We start from the raw sequence: 18,303 nt of genomic DNA on the forward strand, positions 1-18,303 counted from the left end.
ACCCAATGGGATGACGTAGCGCTTTATGCCGTTAAGAACCTCTACCCGTATCAACAAGTACATCAGTGAAAGCGGCCTGTGCTCCCGCCGCGAAGCCGACCGCTTCGTGGAGCAGGGCAATGTCTATATCAACGGTCGCCGGGCCACCACGGGGGATCAGGTGGTGGCGGGAGATCGGGTCAAGGTGAACGGCCAGGAGATCGAACCGCAGGAAGAGGAAGACCTGGTATTGATCGCGCTGAACAAGCCGGTGGGCATCGTCAGCACCACGGAGTCTGCCGAAAAGGACAATATCGTCGAGTTCGTCAAGCACGGCACGCGTATCTTTCCCATCGGACGGCTGGACAAGGACTCCCAGGGCCTGATCTTTCTCACCAACAACGGCGATCTGGTCAACAAAATTCTGCGCGCCAACAATCATCACGAGAAAGAGTACGTGGTGACGGTGGATAAGCCGATCACCGATGAGTTCATTGCCGGTATGCAGGGCGGGGTGCCCATTCTTGGCCAAGTGACCAAAAAGTGTCGCGTGGTCAAGGAGTCTACTTTCGTCTTCAATATTACGCTGGTGCAGGGGCTGAATCGTCAGATTCGCCGTATGTGCGAATACTTCGGTTACGAAGTGACGCAACTGGTGCGTACACGCATCATGAACGTCTCCTTGAAAGGCCTAGCGCTGGGCGACTGGCGCGATCTGACGCCCCGTGAGATCGAGACCATCATTGCCCTGACCGAAACCTCGCAAGCCGCACCGGAGAAGAAAAAAAGCGACAGGCCTGACTACAGCGGCAACAGACATGGCGCGAAGGGTAAACCACCGGCAGCGAAAAAGGCCTCACCAGGTGCCCGTTCGGGTGGCAAGAGCCGTCAGGACTCCAAGGGGAAAGTAGCCGCGTCGGGTAAGCCAGGCGCCAAAGCAAAGCCAACGGGAAAACCGGCTGCCAAAGGCAAGGGCAGGCCCGGCAGTAAACCCGGTGGCAAGTCGGGCGCGGGCAAGGGTGCCATCAAGGGTGGTCGACCTGGTGGGGGCAGAACAGCCGCCGGTAAGCCGTCTTCCCGGCGCAAATAGTCAGCCAGGGCCCATCATGACCTCATGGATGCTTTTCGGGCTGGCGCTCTATGCAGCGGCCAGCGTCGTGACTTATGCCACCTATGCATGGGACAAGCGGGCGGCGATCAAGAAGCGCCGGCGGGTGAGCGAAAAAACGCTGCACTGGCTGGCGCTATTGGGGGGGTGGCCAGGCGCGTGGTGCGCTCAGCAGCAGCTGCGCCACAAGACCCAGAAAACCGCTTTTCGGCGAGTTTTCTGGGTCACGGTGGTGCTCAACCTGGCCTGTCTGGCGGCTGTTCTGGCGCTTACGCAACTTTGTCCGAGTTGAACAGGAAGTTGGCGATCAGTTCCTTGCCGCCTTCGGTGGCAAACGACTCCGGGTGAAACTGAATGCCGTGGATGGGGTAGTCGCGGTGCTTCACGCCCATCAGTTCGAACTCGCCGGCGGCCTGCCAAGCGCTGCGCTCGGCAAAATGCTCGGCGGTCAGCGCGCCGACCGTGGCGGTCACTTCCAGGCAGTCGGGCAGGGTGGTGGCGTCGGCAATCAAGGAGTGGTAGCGCATCACTTCCAATTGGTCGGGGACGCCCTGGAACACCGAGCGGTCATCGTGATGAATGGGGCTGATCTTGCCGTGCATGGGCAGCGGTGCCTTGACCACCTTGCCACCAAAGACATGCACGATGCCCTGCATGCCCAGGCACACTCCCAGCAGTGGCGTCGTCTTGCCGAGTTTTTCGATGACCTCGGCACACACCCCGAAGTAGCGCGGGTCGTCCGGCGAGCCCGGCCCCGGCGAAATGATGATGCGGTCCGGGGCCATGGCCTCGATGGCCTTGAAGTCGATCTGGTTGTTCCGCTTCACCACGATCTCGAAATGCGGCAGCTCCCCGCGATTCTTTTCGGTGGTGAGAATTTCACCGATGAACTGGTAGAGGTTGTAGGTGAACGAGTCGTAGTTGTCGATGATCAGCACCTTCATGCGGGGCTCTCCGTTTCCGTGCTCATAAAGGGGGCTAGCGCCTTGCGGGTACCGGCAAACTTGCGACGAATCTCCTCGTACTCATCCTCGGCATTGCTGTCGTAGACGTTGCCGCCGCAGGTTTGCACGTAGGCGCGTTCACCGTTGACGAACACCGTACGAATCGGAATGGCGAAGGTGCAGTCGCCATTGAAGGAAAACTGGCCCACTGCGCCGCCATAGGGGCCGCGACCGTCGGTTTCCAGGTCGTCGATGATCTTCATGGCCTCGATCTTGGGAGCGCCGGTCAGCGTTCCGGCAGGGAAGTTGCTGGCCAGGGCGGAGAACATGTCTTCGCCTTCGGCGATGATGCCGACGATCTCGCTGGAGATGTGCTGTACGTGGCTGAACCGCTTGATGTCCATTAGGCTGCGTACCTTCACCGTTCCAAACTGGGCCACGCGGCCGATGTCGTTGCGGTGCAGGTCCACGATCATGTTGTGCTCGGCGATCTCCTTCGGGTCGTTGAGCAGTGCGCGGGCCAACTGCGTGTCTTCCTGGGGGGTCTGGCCACGGAGCGTGGTGCCCGCCAGCGGGAAGGTTTCCATTTCGCCCTGGCGCAGGCGAAACAGCAGTTCGGGGCTGGCGCCGATCAGCTTCTGATCACCGAATTTGACGTAATACATCTGTGGTGACGGGTTGATGGTGCGCAGCTGGTCATAGAGCGCCAGGGTATCGCCCTGGATGCGAAAGCGCTTCTTGAATCCCACTTCACACTGGAACACCTTGCCGTCGATGATGTCCTGCTTCACCTTGGCCACGGCTTCGGCATGCTGGGTCTTGCTCATGGTGTCGCCCAGCGCGGTAATGCTGAGCGCCCCGGCAGGCTCGTCTGCTGCTTCGATCAGTGTCTGCAGAAAATCATAGCGGCTGTTATCGTAGTAAAAGTAGGTGACTTCCCCGGTCATCTTGTCGAGGATCAAGCCATCCTTGTAAAGCCCGAAGCGGAAGGTATCGAAGTCGTCGCTGGCTTTCAGCGTCAGCGAAGGCTCGAAGTACTGCATGGCGTCGTAGCCCAGATAGCCGCTGAGGCCCCCGGCATACTTGCGGGAAATGATGTTCTGCGGAATCAGGCTGCGCAGCAGCTCGTAGGGGTTCTCGCTGGTGTACTGCTCGGCCTGCCCGCCGCGGTTTTCGATGGTCAGCGTGTGGCCATTGGCGTACAGCGTATATTCGGGGTCGAAGCCAATGATCGAGTGGCGCGCCATATGGCTATCTTCGCCCAGCGACTCCAGCATGTAGCAGGTGTCGAAGCGGCGCTCGATTTTTTGAAACAGGGCGAAGAAGTCGCAGTCTGCCGCCAACGTCACGTAGTGCGGTTTACGGGGCAGTGTAAACGGCGTTGGGCCAGTGGTGTTGGCCTGAGTGTGAGTGCTCATAAAGGGTCGTTCCGTGATGAAGATGACTGGTTCAGTGCGCGAGAGCCCCTGGATACCGTGGCAATACCGACCCCGAGGGTATCGGCAATCTTGCGGTGGGGTACCCCTTCGTTGAGCAGCTTGAAAATCTGCAGACGCTTGCTGATTTCCTGGTACTCCGCTGGTGTCAGCAGGCTGGCCAGCGCAGCGTCCATGGCCTCGGGGGTCTCGATGGCCACCAGATGGTGTACCAGCTCAGCCTGATAGTGTGACGGAGAGAGGGTCATGAGTGAGTCACCCGCGGTCGATGAAAATCGTGTTAATGTACTAGTACGCTAGTACATTAACACGAATAAGCGCAGGGTCAAGAGACATCGCGGCTGGCAGCATCGAAAACCGGGATTAAAACGGCAGGTGTAGCGAAGCGCTGAGCATATTGAGGTGGCTGAGCGTGGGCGTGTCGATACGCTCGTACTCGAAACGGCTGATTAACCGGTTGACGGTCATGGTGGCGCCGAAGCCTTGCAGCAGCGCCGTGCCGCCATCATCGGCATGGGGCTGGTACGCTTCACCCCGCCACTCGGTGAAGCCGGATTTGGCATAAACGCTGACGGCGCCCATGCGCACGCCTGCCACCAGGGCGCCACCCAGGCTCAGGGTATCCATGAGCAGCGGGCTCACCTGGGACGTAATGGGGACTTCTTCACTTTCGCGATAGGCGATCTCGGCACCGATATCCAGCCGGGGCAGCCGTTCGGGGCTGAAGCCTGCGGTCAGCCGAAAGCCGGTGGTGTTGGTGTCGAGGCTGCTCAGGTCGCTGCCTTCCAGCACCACGCCGTTATCCAGCCGAATCCACTCACCGTCGGGCGCTGCATACGCCAGCAATACCGTGTCGTCACTCGCCAGGGCGGTGGCGAAGGGCGCAGCGCTCACCAGCGTCAGGAGCAGGGTGCTTGCCAGGCGGTTCATTGGCGTTCCTCTTGTCCTTGATCGTGACCTTATCGTTATGCAGGCGGGTCGCAGTTTATCGAGTCAACCGTTACAGGTTAGCAACGGGCGCTGATTTCCACCACGTTAATTGCCTGTTGAGCGAGATTTTCCAGCAGGTGCTTGCCCATGGTCAGAAAGCGCTCGCCAAATACCCACTGGGGCGAGACGACCGCAGGCTGGGCGGTCTGCTCCTTTTGACGTTGACGCTGGCGCCACGCCAGGGCGGTCTGGCTCCAATCCTCGTGGTGTTGCAAGGTGAAGCCTTGCCGTTGCAGCAGGGTAGTCAATGCCTCCAGGCTGAGCAGGTGCGAATGTTCGGGCCCTTCCGCCCAGGGCACGGGGTAGCGCAGCGCCGCCTGGTTCGGGCCGCCCACCACTTCGTGCATCACCAGCTGCCCGCCGGGGCGCAGTACTCGGCGGCACTGGGCCAGCACGCTTTCCGGGTCAGGCATGTTCATCAGGCTGTGCTGAAACACCACCGCATCGAAGCTCGCGTCGGTAAACGGCAGAGCGCTGGCATTTCCCGTCACCCAGCGTAATTTGCCGCCCGTGGAGATGGGGGTGAGTTGGCTGATGGCCCGGTTGAGCGCGCTGAAGCGGTGGGTGATATCCAGCCCGGTCATGTGCAGGCCCATGGCCGCGCCCTGGCGCATCAGCCCGCCCAGCCCGGCACCGATGTCCAGCACCTCGCTTTGCGGCTCGATCAGGGCCAACAGCCTGGCCGAGGCGGCCAGGCCACCGATATGCAGTTGGTCCAGTGGGGCGAGCTGGTGCAGCGTCGGACCCTCAGGATAATGGCTGCGCAACTGCTGGAGAATCTCCTGGTCGCGCAGCCCCTGATCGTAGTGATGCGCCAGGGGCTTTGCCATGGCGGCTACTTCTGCTCGTCCAGGCCCAGCTCTTCTATCGAGATTTCGCGCATCTTGAACTTCTGGATCTTGCCGGTGACGGTCATGGGGAACTCATCCACGAACTTGAAGTAGCGTGGGATCTTGAAGTGAGTGATCTTGCCCTTGCAGTATTCGCGCAGGTCTTCACCGGTGATCTCGCCCGCGGTGGCGTTGAGCTTCACCCAGGCGATCAGCTCTTCGCCATACTTCTTGTCGGGTACGCCGGTGACCTGGACTTCGGAAATGGCCGGGTGGGCGTACAGAAACTCTTCGATCTCTTTCGGGTAGACGTTTTCACCGCCGCGAATCACCATGTCCTTGATACGCCCTACGATCTGGATGTAGCCCTCGTCATCCATGATGGCCAGGTCGCCGGTGTGCATCCAGCCTGCCTCGTCGATGGCTTCGGCGGTGGCTTTGTCGTTGTTCCAGTACTTGAGCATCACGCTATAGCCACGGGTGCACAGCTCGCCGATTTCTCCACGGGGCAGAATGCCGCCATTGCCTGGGTCGACGATCTTGCTTTCCAGGTGGGGCTGGGTACGGCCCACGGTGGAAACGCGCTTGTCGATGGTGTCGTTGGCGCCGGTCTGTGTCGACACCGGGCTGGTCTCGGTCATGCCGTAGGCAATCTGCACGCCCTTCATGTTCATCTTGTCGATGACCTGCTTCATGATTTCGGCAGGGCAGATGGAGCCAGCCATGATCCCGGTTCGCAGCGACGAAAAGTCGGTCGACGCGAAGTCGGGGTGTTCGAGCTCGGCAATGAACATGGTGGGCACGCCGTAGAGGGCGGTGGCTTTCTGCTCATGGACGGCTTTCAGGACTTTACCGGGGTCGAAGCCTTCATCCGGGTAGATCATGGCGGCCCCATGGGTCATGCAGCCCAGGTTGCCCATGACCATGCCGAAGCAGTGGTAGAGCGGCACCGGGATCACCAGCCGGTCGGCGCTGGTAAAGCCCATGCTCTCTGCCACGAAAAAGCCGTTGTTGAGGATGTTGTGGTGGGAGAGCGTGGCCCCCTTGGGAAACCCCGTGGTGCCGGAGGTGTATTGAATGTTGATCGGGTCGTCGAACTGCAGGGTGGCCTGCAGGTCGTCCACTTCGGTCTGGCTGACGGTGTCGGCCTGGTCAATGAAGTCGGCCCAGCGCCACATGCCGCTGTGCTTCTCGTCGCTGAGATTGATGATGCACTGCAGCTGCGGCAACTTATGGGCGTTCAGCGCTCCTTCGGCGCAGTGGTTCAGCTCGGGGGCCAGCTCGTACAGCATGGCGGTGTAGTGGGAGCTCTTGAACTGGTGGGCGGTGATCAAAAAGCGTGCGCCGGATTGGTTGAGCGCGTACTCCAGCTCGTGGGTCCGGTAAGAGGGGTTGATGTTGACCAGAATGGCACCGATCTTGGCGGTGGCAAACTGGCTCAGCGTCCACTCGCTGCAGTTGGGTGCCCAGATGCCGACCCGGTCGCCTTTCTTGACCCCGATGGCAAGCAGGGCCCGAGCGCAGCGATTCACCTCCCGCTGCAGTTCTCGGTAGCTCCAGTGAATGTTCTGGTGCAGTGCGATCAACGCGTCGTTGTCCGGGTATTGGGCGGCAATCTGGTCGAACTTGTCGCCAATGGTCATGCCCAGCAAGGGTTTGTCGGCGGTGCTGCTGGTGTAGCTGGGCAGGGCGCTGGAAAGCGGTGCAGATGATGCCATGGTGAGTCTCTCCGAAATCTTTATTGTTGTCTGAACGGGAAGTGAAGCGTTTTTAATTATTAGGGCCGGGCTGTACTAGCCGGGAGTGCGCTGTGTGCACCCTCTGGCCAGCGCCACTTTGGCGCTGGGCTGGCGGCCCAACTGCCGCGTGATCCAGTCGCCGGTGTCGATCACCGCTTGCAGGTCGATACCGGTCTCGATGCCGAGTCCTTGCAGCAGGTACAGCACGTCTTCCATGGCCACGTTGCCGGAGGCGCCCTTGGCATAGGGGCAGCCACCGAGGCCTGCCGTGGCGGCGTCGATGACGCCGACGCCCTCTTCCAGCACGGCGTACAGGTTGGCGATGGCCATGCCGTAAGTGTCATGGAAGTGCGCGGCCAGCCGTTCGATGGGCACGTGTTGGGCGGTGGCTTCGATCATGCGTTTGGCGGCCAGCGGCGTGCCGGTACCGATGGTGTCCCCGAGGGAAATCTCGTAACAGCCCATGTCGTAGAGCGCTTTCGCCACCTCGGCGACTTTCTGCGGGGCGATGTCACCTTCGTAGGGGCACCCCAGCACGCAGGAGACGTAGCCACGCACTCGCACGCCTGCCTCGTTGGCCCGTGCGAGCACTGGCTCAAAGCGTGCCAGCGACTCGGTGATAGAGCAGTTGATGTTCTTCTGCGAGAACGCTTCCGAGGCGGCGCCAAACACGGCGACCTCCTCGACGCCCACGTCCAGAGCGCCTTCCAGCCCCTTCAGGTTCGGCGTGAGGGCAGAATACACCACGCCGGGCTGGCGTTTGAGGCCGCGCATCACCTCGGCGGCATCGCCCATCTGCGGTACCCACTTGGGAGAAACGAAGCTGGCGGCTTCGATATGCCGCAGACCGGCGGCTGCCAGGCGCTCGATCAGCGCGATTTTGGTGGCAGTGGGCACCAGGGTGCCCGGTTCGTTCTGCAGCCCGTCGCGAGGGGCCATTTCAAACAGCTTGATAGCCGTAGGCAGTGCCATGAAAAGCTCCTATTCGCTGGGGGCAAAGTCGAGCAGCACGTCACCCTGGCTGACCGTGTCGCCTGCCTGGAAGTGGAACGTGGCCACGCTGCCGTGGGTCGGTGCCGTCATGGTGTGCTCCATTTTCATGGCCTCCATGACCATCAAGGGCATGCCTTTTTCCACTGTGGCGCCGGGCTCGACCAGCAGCGCCACGACGGTGCCGTGCATGGGGGCGGTGAGGGTCGCTTCGGTTTCCTGATGGCCGTGGTCGATGGCGTCGATACGCTGCCAGAGCAGGCGGGTTTCGCCGCTGGGTTCGGCCATCACGACGACATTGCCGTCCCGATAGGCCTGCAGGCGACGGCGATGGCCGTCGAGGGTCACCGCCACCGCATCGCCTGCCAGCGGTTGCAGGCTGGCGCTGAGCGTGTGCTCGCCGATGGTCAGCTGCCACTGGGCGTCCAGGTTCGTGCGTTTGCCCTCCACCACGACCAGGCTGTCCCTCTCCGAGCCTTGCGCCGCGCTGGGGTCGCACAGCGTGATGCGGATGGTGTGCGGGGCATTGAGCCGGAAGCCGTCGTGGCGGTCCCAGGGCGAGTCGCTTTCGCACTCCTGAGCCAGCTGGTGCAGCCCGATCAGCGCAGCGCTGGCATAGTCCTGCGTGGTGTAGCGGCGTGGCGCGAATAGCGTCGCTTCGTTGCGTTCGATGAAGCGCGTGTCCAGCTCGACGTTCTTGAAGCCGGGGTGATTGGCCAGCCGCTGCAGGAAGGCGCGGTTGGTCACCACCCCCTGCACATCCAGCGCGGCCAGCGCCCGGTTCAAGGTAGCCAGCGCTGCGTCGCGGTCGACACCGTGCACGATCAGCTTGGCCAGCATGGGGTCGTAGTGCATCGACACGCGATCGCCGCTCTCCACGCCGCTGTCCAGGCGCACCTGGTCGGCGGCCAGGCCCGCGCCTTCGGTGTCCAGTTCGAAGCGGGCCAGCAGGCCGGTGGCAGGCAAGAAGTCCTGCTCCGGGTCCTCGGCGTAGAGCCTCGCCTCGAAGCTGTGGCCGGTGATGGTCAGCTCGTCCTGACGACAGGGCAGCGGCTCGCCCATGGCGACTCGCAATTGCCACTCCACCAGATCCTGGCCGGTGATCATCTCGGTGACGGGGTGCTCCACCTGCAGGCGGGTGTTCATCTCCATGAAGTAGAACGAGCCATCGGCGTCCAGAAGGAACTCCACCGTGCCCGCGCCCACGTAGCCGATCTCCTTGGCAGCGCGTACGGCGGCGTCGCCCATGGCGGTGCGCAGCTCGGGCGTCATGCCGGGGGCGGGGGCTTCTTCAATGACTTTCTGGTGGCGACGCTGCACGCTGCAGTCGCGCTCGAAGAGGTACACGCCTTGGCCGTAGCGGTCACAAAAGACCTGTACCTCTACATGGCGGGGCTGCACCAGATACTTTTCGATCAGCATGCGGTCGTCGCCAAAGGCGGCTTTCGATTCCCGGCGGCAGCCGTCCAGCGCTGCCTTGAAGCCTTCGCCGCTTTCGACCACGCGCATGCCCTTGCCGCCGCCGCCTGCGCTGGCCTTCAGCATCACCGGGTAGCCAATCTTGTCGGCTTCGGCGCGCAGCAGGGCGTCATCCTGGTCGTCGCCATGATAGCCCGGTACCAGCGGCACCCCCGCGTTGGCCATGCGTGCCTTGGCCGCCGATTTGTCGCCCATGGCGGCAATGGCGGAAGCGGGCGGGCCAACGAAGGTAATACCGGCCTGTTCCAGCGCTTTGACGAAGGTGCCGTTTTCGGACAGAAAGCCGTAACCGGGGTGAATGGCGCCGGTGCCGGTGCGTTGGGCGGCGTCGATCACTGCCTCGATGTTCAGGTAGCTTTCCCGGGCGGCCGCCGGGCCAAGACGCACGGCCTCGTCGGCTTCCCGCACATGGCGGGCGGTGGCATCGGCATCCGAGTAGACCGCCACGGTTTTCAGCCCCAGGCGGCGGGCGGTGCGCATCACGCGGCAGGCAATTTCACCCCGGTTGGCTACCAGTAGGGTATCGAAGGGGGTCGGGGTAGGCGTCATGAGCGTGGCTCCGCGGCGTGTTGGTGTTCTTCGGGGGATGTCCAGGCGGGGCGGCGCTTGTCGAAAAAGCTGGCCAGGCCCTCCTGGCCTTCTTCACTGACCCGCAGCTGGGCGATGACCTGGCAGGTGTGCTCGCGGGTGGCATCCGAGTCCGGGGCCTGGGCCACGCTGGCCAGCAGGGCTTTGGTTGCCCGCTGCGCCTGAGGAGAGCCCTTGGCCAGGGTGTCGATCATGGTATCGATGGCGTGATCCAGCGCATCGTGTTCGACCACCTGGTGGGCGAGCCCCAGCTGCAGCGCGGTGGGGGCATCCATGATTTCGGCGCTTAGCGCGTAGCGGCGCATCTGCCGTTGGCCAAGGGCGCGCTGGACGTAAGGGCTGATCACGGCCGGTGACAGGCCGATATTGACCTCCGACAGGCAAAACCGAGCCTTCTCGGAAGCGATGACGATGTCGCAGCAGGCGGCAAGCCCGACCGCGCCACCGAACGCGGCGCCCTGAACGCGGCACAGGGTGGGGCAGGGCAGCGTGTCCAGGCCGTGCATCAGCGCCGCCAGCTTGCGTGAATCGGCCAGGTTGTCGGCCAGGTCGTAATCGACCATGCGCTTCATCCAGTTCAGGTCTGCACCGGCCGAAAAGCTCTTGCCCTCGGAGCCGAGGACCACTACGCGCACGTCGCCTGCGCTGGCCAGATCGTGCAGGGTTTCTAGATGACCGTTCAGTTCGGCGATCAAGCGATCGTCAAAGGCGTTGTGCACCTCTGGGCGGTTCAAGGTCAGCCGGGCGACACCCGATTCGATAACCAGGGTTGAGTAAGCCATGTGATGCCCCTTACATCCGGAACACGCCGAAGCGCGTCTCTTTGATTTCTGCGTTCATGGCGGCGGCCAACGAGAGACCCAGCACGTCGCGGGTTTGCAGCGGGTCGATGACTCCGTCATCCCACAGGCGCGCGCTGGCGTAGTAGGGGTGGCCCTGGTGCTCGTACTGGTCGCGGGTGGGCTGTTTGAAGGCCTCTTCGTCGGCCTTGCTCCATTCCCGGCCTTCTCGTTCGTACTGCTCGCGCTTCACCTGGGAAAGTACGCCTGCCGCCTGCTCGCCGCCCATTACGGAAATACGCGCATTGGGCCACATGAAGAGCAGATTGGGGTCGTAGGCTCGGCCACACATGCCGTAGTTGCCAGCACCGAAGCTGCCACCAATCAGCACGGTGTACTTCGGTACGTTGGCGCAGGCCACGGCGGTGACCAGTTTGGCGCCGTGCTTGGCGATGCCTTCGTGCTCGTATTTGGAGCCCACCATGAAGCCGGTGATGTTCTGCAGGAAGACCAGCGGAATCTTGCGCTGGGCACACAGTTCGATGAAGTGCGCGCCTTTCACGGCGCTTTCCGAAAACAGCACGCCGTTGTTGGCGACGATACCCACCGGGTAGCCGTGGATATGTGCAAAGCCGGTCACCAGGGTGTCGCCGTAGTAGCGCTTGAACTCATCGAAATCAGAGCCATCGACGATACGGCCGATCACTTCGCGCACATCGTAAGGTTTTTTCAGATCGGTGCCGACGATGCCGTACAGCTCTGCGGGGTCGAGTCTTGGCGGCCTGGGGGGTTGCATGGCGAGCTGGCCACGCTTTTGCCAGTTGAGCCGGGACACGCAGGCCCGTGCCAGCTGCAGCGCATGGGCGTCGTTTTCGGCGTAGTGGTCAGCCACGCCGCTGATGCGGGTGTGTACATCGGCGCCGCCCAGGTCTTCGGCGCTGATGTTTTCCCCGGTCGCTGCTTTGACCAGCGGTGGGCCACCCAAAAAGATCGTTCCCTGCTCCTTGACGATGATGGACTCGTCCGCCATGGCGGGCACATAAGCACCGCCTGCGGTGCAGGAGCCCATGACCACCGCGATTTGCGGGATACCCTCGGCAGAGAGCGTGGCCTGGTTGTAGAAAATGCGGCCGAAGTGGTCCCGGTCGGGGAAGACCTCGTCCTGGCGGGGCAGGAAAGCCCCGCCGGAATCGACCAGGTAGATGCATGGCAGGCGGTGCTTGCGAGCCACTTCCTGGGCGCGCAGGTGCTTTTTCACCGTCAGCGGGAAATAGGTGCCGCCCTTGACCGTGGCATCGTTGGCCACGATCACGCACTCCACCCCCGATACCCGGCCAATCCCGGTGACCACCCCGGCGGCGGGCACATCGCTGTCGTAAACGTGATGGGCTGCCAGCGCAGAAAATTCCAGAAACGGCGAGCCTTCATCGATCAAGTGGTCGATACGGTCACGTACGAACAGCTTGCCACGGCTTTCGTGGCGGCTGCGGGCGTTGGCGCCGCCGCCCTGGGCGATGGCCGCGGTCAGCTCACGCAGCTTGTTCACCTCCCCCAGCATGGCGGCCTCGTTGGCCTGAAACACATCGCTGCGCGGGTTGATCTGTGTCGATAGTGTGCTCATGGCGCAAACCTTCCTGAGTCGATTAATGGCTTTCGGTGAAGAGTTCGCGACCAATCAGCATGCGGCGAATTTCGCTGGTACCGGCGCCAATTTCATAGAGCTTCGCATCGCGCAGCAGGCGGCCGGTGGGGTATTCGTTGATATAGCCATTGCCGCCCAGCAGTTGAATGGCGTCCAGCGCGACCTGGGTGGCCTTTTCAGCACAATACAGAATCACCCCGGCGGCATCCTTGCGCGAGGTCTGGCCCCGGTCGCAGGCGCTGGCCACGGCATACAGGTAAGCGCGGCAAGCATTCAGCGTGGTGTACATGTCGGCCACTTTGCCCTGTACCAGCTGGAACTCGCCGATGGATTGGTTGAACTGCTTGCGCTCGTGGATATAGGGAATGACCACGTCCATGGCGGCCTGCATGATGCCGATGGGGCCGGCGGCCAGCACGGTGCGCTCGTAATCCAGCCCGCTCATCAATACCCGCACGCCCTTGCCTACCTCGCCCAGCACGTTCTCGGCGGGCACGCGGCAGTCCTGAAACACCAGCTCGCAGGTGTTGGAGCCGCGCATGCCCAGCTTGTCGAGCTTCTGGGCGGTGGTGAAGCCGGGAATGCCTTTCTCGATGATGAATGCGGTGATGCCCTTGGAGCCTGCCTCCGGGTCGGTCTTGGCGTAGACCACCAGCACGTCGGCATCGGGGCCGTTGGTGATCCACATCTTGTTGCCGTTGAGCACGTAGTGGTCGCCATCTTCCTTGGCGCGCAGCTGCATCGACACTACATCGGAACCGGCACCTGGCTCCGACATGGCCAGCGCGCCCACGTGCTCACCGCTGATCAGTTTGGGCAGGTATTTGGCTTTCTGCTCGGCGGAGGCGTTGATCTTCAACTGGTTGACGCACAGGTTGGAGTGCGCGCCATAAGAGAGGGCCACCGACGCACTGGCACGAGAGATCTCTTCCATGGCAATGCAGTGCGCCAGATAGCCCATGCCGCTACCGCCATCCTCTTCCGGGACGGTAATGCCCAGCAGCCCCATGTCACCAAACTTCTGCCACAGGTCGTTGGGGAACTCGTTGTTACGGTCGATCTCGGCGGCTCTGGGCGCTATTTCGCTGGCGGCAAACGCATTGACCTGTTCGCGCAGCATGTTCAGCTCGTCATCGAGGCCAAAATTCAGTTCTGTGTAGTGGGAAAACATGCTCAATCACCTTGTCGTCGTTGCTTGTTGATTGTTAATTGTTAATGGGCCGTGTCTGCTGGCGGTATTCGAGCGGCTTATTTGGAAGTGGTCGGGTGCTTCTCGTTCAACTCTTCCAGCGCCTGGCGGCAGCGGATTTCGGCACTCTCCAACTCCAGTTGCACCATGGTGATGTCTTTCATCTGCTGCTCCAGCGCGGCCCTGCGTTCGCCGATCTTGCTGAGCATCAGGTGCAACTGCTTTTCGCTACCGCTGCGGGTTTCGTCCCACAGCTCGAACAGTTCGCGAATCTCGGCCAGTGAAAAGCCCAGCCGTTTGCCGCGCAGGGTCAGCTTCAGGCGTACGCGGTCCTTACTGCTGTAAATGCGTGTTTGCCCACGGCGAGAAGGGTGCAGCAGCTCCTGATCTTCATAAAAACGGATGCTGCGCGTGGTGACATCGAACTCGCTGGCCAACTCGCTGATCGTGTAGGTTTTGCTCATGATCGTTATTCTCGTCGATAGGGGAATGTCCCTATGGAACACTGACCATGAGGCTAAAACAAGTTTACGTTAACGTAAAGCAGCGAATGGCTATCGTTGGCAAGCGTTTAAAATTTACAAGCTGTTGAAATTTAGTGATTTCAGCGTTTTCAAGCGCTGTGCTATCGTGGTGCGTAGACCAAAGTTGTAATTGTAATACCCGGTGCTGGGTTGCTAGTTTGCACCTACAGCTTACGTTCAGGTAAGGATGCGTTGTCGGTTACTCCGTCGCGCTTCCCACCCAACAAGAACAACAAGAGGCGTCCTACCTCATGCGTGCAGATGAAGTGACCCAGAGGCCAGTGCTCGAAACGCGAGGGCTGACCAAAGAATTTCGCGGCTTTACGGCCGTGGATAACGTCAACCTACAAGTGCAGGAAGGGCATATCCACGCCCTGATCGGCCCCAACGGTGCCGGCAAAACCACGGTGTTCAACCTGCTCACCAAGTTCCTGCCTCCAACGCGCGGTGAGATTCTCTACCGTGGCCAGCCGATTACCAGCAAGAAATCCAATGACATTGCCCAGTTGGGCCTGGTGCGCTCGTTTCAGATTTCGGCGGTGTTTGCGCACATGACAGCGCTGGAAAACGTGCGTGTTGCGCTGCAGCGCCAGTTGGGCACGTCGTTTCATTTCTGGAAGTCCGAAAAAACCCTGGATCACCTCAATGATCGTGCCCTGGCCTTGTTGGATGAAGTGGGGCTGCGCGAGTATGCCGATACATTGACGGTTGAAATGCCCTATGGCCGCAAGCGCGCCCTGGAGGTAGCGACCACTCTGGCGCTGGACCCCAGCATGATGCTGCTGGACGAGCCCACCCAGGGCATGGGTGCCGAAGACGTGGATCGCATCGTGGCGTTGATCAAGCGCGTTTCCCAGGGGCGTACCGTACTGATGGTGGAGCACAACCTGAGCGTGGTCAGCCGCTTGTGTGACCGCATTACGGTATTGGCCCGAGGTGCGGTATTGGCGGAAGGCGACTACGACAGCGTTTCCCGCAACCCGCTGGTACGTGAAGCCTATATGGGCAGCGAAGCTGCCAGTGAGGAGGCCGCCGTATGAAGACCGCAGAAGCCCTCGAACATCCGGCCGCAGAGACTCAAAGCCTGGAAATGCTCCGCGTGCAGGACCTGCATGCCTTCTATGGCGAGTCGCATATCCTTCATGGGGTCAATTTCAACGTCAAGCGGGGCGAGCTGGTGACACTGCTGGGTCGCAACGGTGCAGGGCGTAGCACCACGCTAAAGTCCATCATGAACATGGTGGGGCGCCGCACCGGCTCCATCGTCATCAATGGCAGCGAAACCCTGCGCATGAAGCCTCACCATATTCCTCGTCTGGGTATTGGCTACTGCCCTGAAGAGCGCGGCATCTTCGCCAGCCTGGACGTGCACGAAAACCTGCTGCTGCCGCCCACGGTGCGCTCCGGTGGAATGAGCCTGGATGAGATCTATGCCATGTTCCCCAACCTGTACGAGCGGCGCAAGAGTCAGGGAACCCGACTCTCTGGCGGTGAACAACAGATGCTGGCCATGGCGCGCATTCTGCGCACCGGTGCGCGGCTGCTGCTGCTCGATGAAATTACCGAAGGCCTGGCCCCGGTCATCGTGCAGAAGCTGGGCGAAGTGCTGGTGCAGCTGAAAGAGCGGGGCATGACCATCGTACTGGTCGAGCAGAACTTCCGTTTTGCCGCGCCGCTGGCCGACCGCCATTTCGTCATGGATCACGGCCAGATCGTCGAAGAGATCACGGCGGCGCAGCTGCCTTCGCGCCGCGAGCATTTGAACAGCATGCTGGGGGTATAGACACCGCACACAACATATCCTTTAACCGCACTACTCAGGCTCCACTCGAACACCACTATTGAATGTCCGCATTACAACAGCGTCCGCATCACAACAACAAAGGCCCCCAGGGCCAGGAGACGAACATGATCTTTACCAGGAAAACGCTGGCCGCCAGCATTGCCGTGGCTGCCACTGCCAGCATGATGGCGTCTGCCGCCCAAGCCGAGATCAGCGACGGCGAAGTACGCATTGGCTATCTGGCCGACATGTCGGGCACCTACCGAGACCTGGCGGGCCCGGGCGGCCAAACGGCCATGGAAATGGCCGTGGCCGACTTCGGCGGTAGCGTCAACGGTGCCCCCATCGTGATTTTCAGCGCCGACGACCGCAATAGTGCGGACGTTGGCGCCAACACCGTGCGCGAGTGGGTCGACCAGCGCAACGTGGACATGGTGGGCGGTCTGGTGGCTTCGTCGGTGACCATTGCGGTCACCAAGGTGTTGGAAGAGAACAACGGCCTAGGGATCGTGTCTGGGTCGGCAGCCTCCAGTATTACCAACGAGCACTGTACCCCCAACCATATTCATTGGGTCTACGACACTTATCCCCTGGCCAACGGTACCGCCAAGGCGGTCGTCGAGCAGGGTGGCGATACCTGGTTCATGCTGACCGCGGACTACGCTTTTGGTCATGCTCTGGAAGGCGATGTGACCCGAGTGGTAGCCGTCAATGGCGGTGAAGTGGTGGGCGGTGTCCGCCATCCGTTCCCCACCAGCGACTTCTCCTCCTACATTCTTCAGGCCCAGGGCTCCGGTGCCAAGATCGTGGGCCTGGCGAACGCCGGGGCAGACACCGTGAATGCCATCACCACGGCAAGCCAGTTCGGCCTGACCCAAAGCGGCCAGCAACTGGCGGGCCTGTTGATCTTCCTCAACGACGTGCACGCGCTGGGTCTGGAAGTCACCCAAGGGCTGCTGCTGACCACTGGCTGGTACTGGGACATGGACGACGAGTCGCGTGAGTGGGCCGAGCGTTACTACGATCAAGTGGGTCGCATGCCGACCATGGTTCAGGCCGGTATCTACTCCAGCACCATGCATTACCTCAAGGCCGTAGAAGCCGCTGGTACCGATGACCCGGAGACCGTTCGTGCGCAAATGGCCGAGATGCCGGTAGAGGACTTCTTTGCCCGCAATGGCCGTATTCGTGAAGATGGTCGCATGGTTCACGACATGTACCTGGCCCAGATGAAAACGCCGGAAGAGTCTACCGGTGAGTGGGACTTGTACAACATCCTCAGCACCATTCCCGCCGAAGAAGCCTACCGCCCGCTCTCTGAAAGCCAGTGTTCGCTGGTGAACAACTGATTGGCACGTCACGCTGAACAGCACCAGGCGGGCGGACCCCGCCTGGTGACAAGGAGAATCACACCATGACGATGATATTCGGCGTGCCATTGGCCGTCTTCATGGGCCAGCTAACGCTTGGGCTTGTGAATGGAGCCTTTTATGCGCTGCTTAGCTTGGGCCTGGCGGTTATCTTCGGGCTACTGAAGATCGTCAACTTTGCCCATGGGGCGCAGTACATGCTGGGCGCCTTTGCGGCGCTGCTGGGCTTTCGCTATCTGGGCATCAATTACTGGTTGGCGCTAGTGCTGGTGCCCGTAGTGGTGGGTGGTTTCGGCATGCTGATGGAGCGTTTTCTGCTGCGTCGCATTGCCCACCTGGACCACCTGTACGGGTTGTTGCTGACGTTCGGGTTGGCACTGATTTTTGAAGGCACTCTGGTGAACTTTTTCGGGGTTTCCGGGGCGCGTTACGCCACCCCTGAGGCGCTGCAGGGTGGTCTCAATCTCGGCTTCATGTTCCTGCCCACCTACCGTGCCTGGGTGCTGGTGGCGGCGCTGGCCATGTGTCTGTTCACCTGGTTCATGATCGAGCGTACGCGGCTGGGTGCCTACCTGCGGGCAGGTACCGAAAACTCGCAATTGATGCAGGCGTTTGGTGTCAACGTACCGCTGTTGATCACCTTGACCTACGGGTTTGGCGTGGGCCTGGCGGCCTTTGCCGGGGTGTTGGCTGCACCGCTTTACCCTGTCTCACCCACCATGGGCTCCAATCTTTTGATCGTGGTGTTTGCGGTGGTGGTCATTGGCGGCATGGGGTCGATTCTGGGGGCTATCGTGACGGGATTGGGCATGGGAATCATTGAGGGGCTGACCAAGGTGTATTACCCGGAAGCCTCCAATACGGTCATTTTTCTGGTCATGATCCTGGTGCTCATGTTACGCCCCTCTGGGCTGTTCGGTAAGGAGGCTTAAC

General features: G+C 61.3%; 18 protein-coding genes. 6 read left to right on the forward strand and 12 right to left on the reverse strand.

The window, feature by feature from the left end:
* Positions 1-25: 25 nt before the first annotated feature.
* Both rluF and KVY02_RS07240 read left to right on the forward strand, forming a co-directional pair.
* Entirely contained in the window at positions 26-1,069 is a 1,044-nt protein-coding gene (rluF, locus tag KVY02_RS07235) for a 23S rRNA pseudouridine(2604) synthase RluF (protein WP_218314858.1), read from the forward strand.
* Between the two features lie 16 nt (positions 1,070-1,085).
* Positions 1,086-1,379 carry a DUF1294 domain-containing protein gene (locus KVY02_RS07240; RefSeq protein WP_256357585.1) on the forward strand — a complete coding sequence of 98 codons (294 nt, stop codon included), beginning with the start codon at positions 1,086-1,088 and terminating at the stop codon, positions 1,377-1,379.
* On the opposite strand, the gene KVY02_RS07245 is transcribed toward KVY02_RS07240, so the two are convergent.
* The 12 genes from KVY02_RS07245 to KVY02_RS07300 all read right to left on the reverse strand — a co-directional run bounded on the left by KVY02_RS07245 (position 1,357) and on the right by KVY02_RS07300 (position 14,157).
* Complete coding sequence (locus tag KVY02_RS07245; protein ID WP_218314859.1) at positions 1,357-2,031, reverse strand: anthranilate synthase component II; 675 nt, start codon at positions 2,029-2,031, stop codon at positions 1,357-1,359. The two genes, KVY02_RS07240 and KVY02_RS07245, sit on opposite strands and share 23 nt — an antisense overlap.
* Complete coding sequence (locus KVY02_RS07250) at positions 2,028-3,449, reverse strand: anthranilate synthase component I family protein (protein ID WP_218314860.1); 1,422 nt, start codon at positions 3,447-3,449, stop codon at positions 2,028-2,030. Before KVY02_RS07250 ends, KVY02_RS07245 begins: the two co-directional genes overlap by 4 nt.
* Positions 3,446-3,715, reverse strand: a complete 270-nt coding sequence (locus KVY02_RS07255; protein ID WP_218314861.1) for a Trp family transcriptional regulator — start codon at positions 3,713-3,715, stop codon at positions 3,446-3,448. The genes KVY02_RS07250 and KVY02_RS07255 overlap by 4 nt, the downstream gene beginning before the upstream one ends.
* A 115-nt stretch (positions 3,716-3,830) precedes the next feature.
* Complete coding sequence (locus KVY02_RS07260) at positions 3,831-4,397, reverse strand: hypothetical protein (RefSeq protein WP_016913605.1); 567 nt, start codon at positions 4,395-4,397, stop codon at positions 3,831-3,833.
* Positions 4,398-4,474: 77 nt separating this feature from the next.
* Positions 4,475-5,287, reverse strand: coding sequence for a class I SAM-dependent methyltransferase (locus KVY02_RS07265; protein ID WP_218314862.1), 813 nt, complete (start codon positions 5,285-5,287; stop codon positions 4,475-4,477).
* Positions 5,288-5,292: 5 nt separating this feature from the next.
* Positions 5,293-7,005 carry an AMP-binding protein gene (locus KVY02_RS07270; RefSeq protein ID WP_218314863.1) on the reverse strand — a complete coding sequence of 571 codons (1,713 nt, stop codon included), beginning with the start codon at positions 7,003-7,005 and terminating at the stop codon, positions 5,293-5,295.
* Between the two features lie 75 nt (positions 7,006-7,080).
* Positions 7,081-7,998 carry a hydroxymethylglutaryl-CoA lyase gene (locus KVY02_RS07275; protein ID WP_081194060.1) on the reverse strand — a complete coding sequence of 306 codons (918 nt, stop codon included), beginning with the start codon at positions 7,996-7,998 and terminating at the stop codon, positions 7,081-7,083.
* A 9-nt stretch (positions 7,999-8,007) separates the two neighbouring features.
* Positions 8,008-10,044 (reverse strand): acetyl-CoA carboxylase biotin carboxylase subunit, encoded by a 2,037-nt coding sequence (locus tag KVY02_RS07280; protein ID WP_218314864.1) that lies wholly within the window; start codon positions 10,042-10,044, stop codon positions 8,008-8,010.
* Positions 10,041-10,865 (reverse strand): enoyl-CoA hydratase/isomerase family protein, encoded by an 825-nt coding sequence (locus KVY02_RS07285; RefSeq protein ID WP_039177123.1) that lies wholly within the window; start codon positions 10,863-10,865, stop codon positions 10,041-10,043. The genes KVY02_RS07280 and KVY02_RS07285 overlap by 4 nt, the downstream gene beginning before the upstream one ends.
* A 10-nt stretch (positions 10,866-10,875) precedes the next feature.
* A complete protein-coding gene (locus tag KVY02_RS07290; RefSeq protein WP_081194057.1) occupies positions 10,876-12,483 on the reverse strand; it encodes a carboxyl transferase domain-containing protein in 1,608 nt (535 codons plus the stop codon).
* Between the two features lie 22 nt (positions 12,484-12,505).
* Entirely contained in the window at positions 12,506-13,675 is a 1,170-nt protein-coding gene (locus tag KVY02_RS07295) for an isovaleryl-CoA dehydrogenase (protein WP_218314865.1), read from the reverse strand.
* A gap of 77 nt (positions 13,676-13,752) precedes the next feature.
* Complete coding sequence (locus KVY02_RS07300) at positions 13,753-14,157, reverse strand: MerR family transcriptional regulator (RefSeq protein WP_081194055.1); 405 nt, start codon at positions 14,155-14,157, stop codon at positions 13,753-13,755.
* Between the two features lie 311 nt (positions 14,158-14,468).
* On the opposite strand from KVY02_RS07300, the gene KVY02_RS07305 reads away from it, so the two are divergent.
* The 4 genes from KVY02_RS07305 (at position 14,469) to KVY02_RS07320 (ending at position 18,302) form a co-directional block, all read left to right on the forward strand.
* Positions 14,469-15,257, forward strand: coding sequence for an ABC transporter ATP-binding protein (locus KVY02_RS07305; protein ID WP_081194054.1), 789 nt, complete (start codon positions 14,469-14,471; stop codon positions 15,255-15,257).
* Positions 15,254-16,000: an ABC transporter ATP-binding protein gene (locus KVY02_RS07310; RefSeq protein WP_016913615.1), complete on the forward strand. Its 747-nt coding sequence runs from the start codon at positions 15,254-15,256 to the stop codon at positions 15,998-16,000. The genes KVY02_RS07305 and KVY02_RS07310 overlap by 4 nt, the downstream gene beginning before the upstream one ends.
* A gap of 125 nt (positions 16,001-16,125) precedes the next feature.
* The gene (locus KVY02_RS07315; protein WP_218314866.1) at positions 16,126-17,349 is read left to right on the forward strand and encodes an ABC transporter substrate-binding protein; all 1,224 of its coding nucleotides are present in this window, start codon (positions 16,126-16,128) and stop codon (positions 17,347-17,349) included.
* 65 nt (positions 17,350-17,414) lie between these two features.
* Positions 17,415-18,302, forward strand: a complete 888-nt coding sequence (locus KVY02_RS07320; protein ID WP_218314867.1) for a branched-chain amino acid ABC transporter permease — start codon at positions 17,415-17,417, stop codon at positions 18,300-18,302.
* Position 18,303: the final 1 nt, after the last annotated feature.

The organism is Halomonas sp. 18071143 (genome assembly GCF_019211725.1).
GTDB classification, from domain to species: Bacteria; Pseudomonadota; Gammaproteobacteria; order Pseudomonadales; family Halomonadaceae; genus Vreelandella; species Vreelandella stevensii.

What these genes read in the sequence shown, in the direction of transcription:
- KVY02_RS07310 (WP_016913615.1), top strand. Translation starts at nt 15,254, where the DNA reads ATGAAGACCGCAGAAGCCCTCGAACATCCGGCCGCAGAGACTCAAAGC.
- rluF (WP_218314858.1), top strand. Translation starts at nt 26, where the DNA reads ATGCCGTTAAGAACCTCTACCCGTATCAACAAGTACATCAGTGAAAGC.
- KVY02_RS07280 (WP_218314864.1), bottom strand. Translation starts at nt 10,044, where the DNA reads ATGACGCCTACCCCGACCCCCTTCGATACCCTACTGGTAGCCAACCGG.
- KVY02_RS07295 (WP_218314865.1), bottom strand. Translation starts at nt 13,675, where the DNA reads ATGTTTTCCCACTACACAGAACTGAATTTTGGCCTCGATGACGAGCTG.
- KVY02_RS07290 (WP_081194057.1), bottom strand. Translation starts at nt 12,483, where the DNA reads ATGAGCACACTATCGACACAGATCAACCCGCGCAGCGATGTGTTTCAG.
- KVY02_RS07275 (WP_081194060.1), bottom strand. Translation starts at nt 7,998, where the DNA reads ATGGCACTGCCTACGGCTATCAAGCTGTTTGAAATGGCCCCTCGCGAC.
- KVY02_RS07285 (WP_039177123.1), bottom strand. Translation starts at nt 10,865, where the DNA reads ATGGCTTACTCAACCCTGGTTATCGAATCGGGTGTCGCCCGGCTGACC.
- KVY02_RS07240 (WP_256357585.1), top strand. Translation starts at nt 1,086, where the DNA reads ATGACCTCATGGATGCTTTTCGGGCTGGCGCTCTATGCAGCGGCCAGC.
- KVY02_RS07245 (WP_218314859.1), bottom strand. Translation starts at nt 2,031, where the DNA reads ATGAAGGTGCTGATCATCGACAACTACGACTCGTTCACCTACAACCTC.
- KVY02_RS07305 (WP_081194054.1), top strand. Translation starts at nt 14,469, where the DNA reads ATGCGTGCAGATGAAGTGACCCAGAGGCCAGTGCTCGAAACGCGAGGG.
- KVY02_RS07315 (WP_218314866.1), top strand. Translation starts at nt 16,126, where the DNA reads ATGATCTTTACCAGGAAAACGCTGGCCGCCAGCATTGCCGTGGCTGCC.
- KVY02_RS07265 (WP_218314862.1), bottom strand. Translation starts at nt 5,287, where the DNA reads ATGGCAAAGCCCCTGGCGCATCACTACGATCAGGGGCTGCGCGACCAG.
- KVY02_RS07250 (WP_218314860.1), bottom strand. Translation starts at nt 3,449, where the DNA reads ATGAGCACTCACACTCAGGCCAACACCACTGGCCCAACGCCGTTTACA.
- KVY02_RS07300 (WP_081194055.1), bottom strand. Translation starts at nt 14,157, where the DNA reads ATGAGCAAAACCTACACGATCAGCGAGTTGGCCAGCGAGTTCGATGTC.
- KVY02_RS07270 (WP_218314863.1), bottom strand. Translation starts at nt 7,005, where the DNA reads ATGGCATCATCTGCACCGCTTTCCAGCGCCCTGCCCAGCTACACCAGC.
- KVY02_RS07255 (WP_218314861.1), bottom strand. Translation starts at nt 3,715, where the DNA reads ATGACCCTCTCTCCGTCACACTATCAGGCTGAGCTGGTACACCATCTG.
- KVY02_RS07260 (WP_016913605.1), bottom strand. Translation starts at nt 4,397, where the DNA reads ATGAACCGCCTGGCAAGCACCCTGCTCCTGACGCTGGTGAGCGCTGCG.
- KVY02_RS07320 (WP_218314867.1), top strand. Translation starts at nt 17,415, where the DNA reads ATGACGATGATATTCGGCGTGCCATTGGCCGTCTTCATGGGCCAGCTA.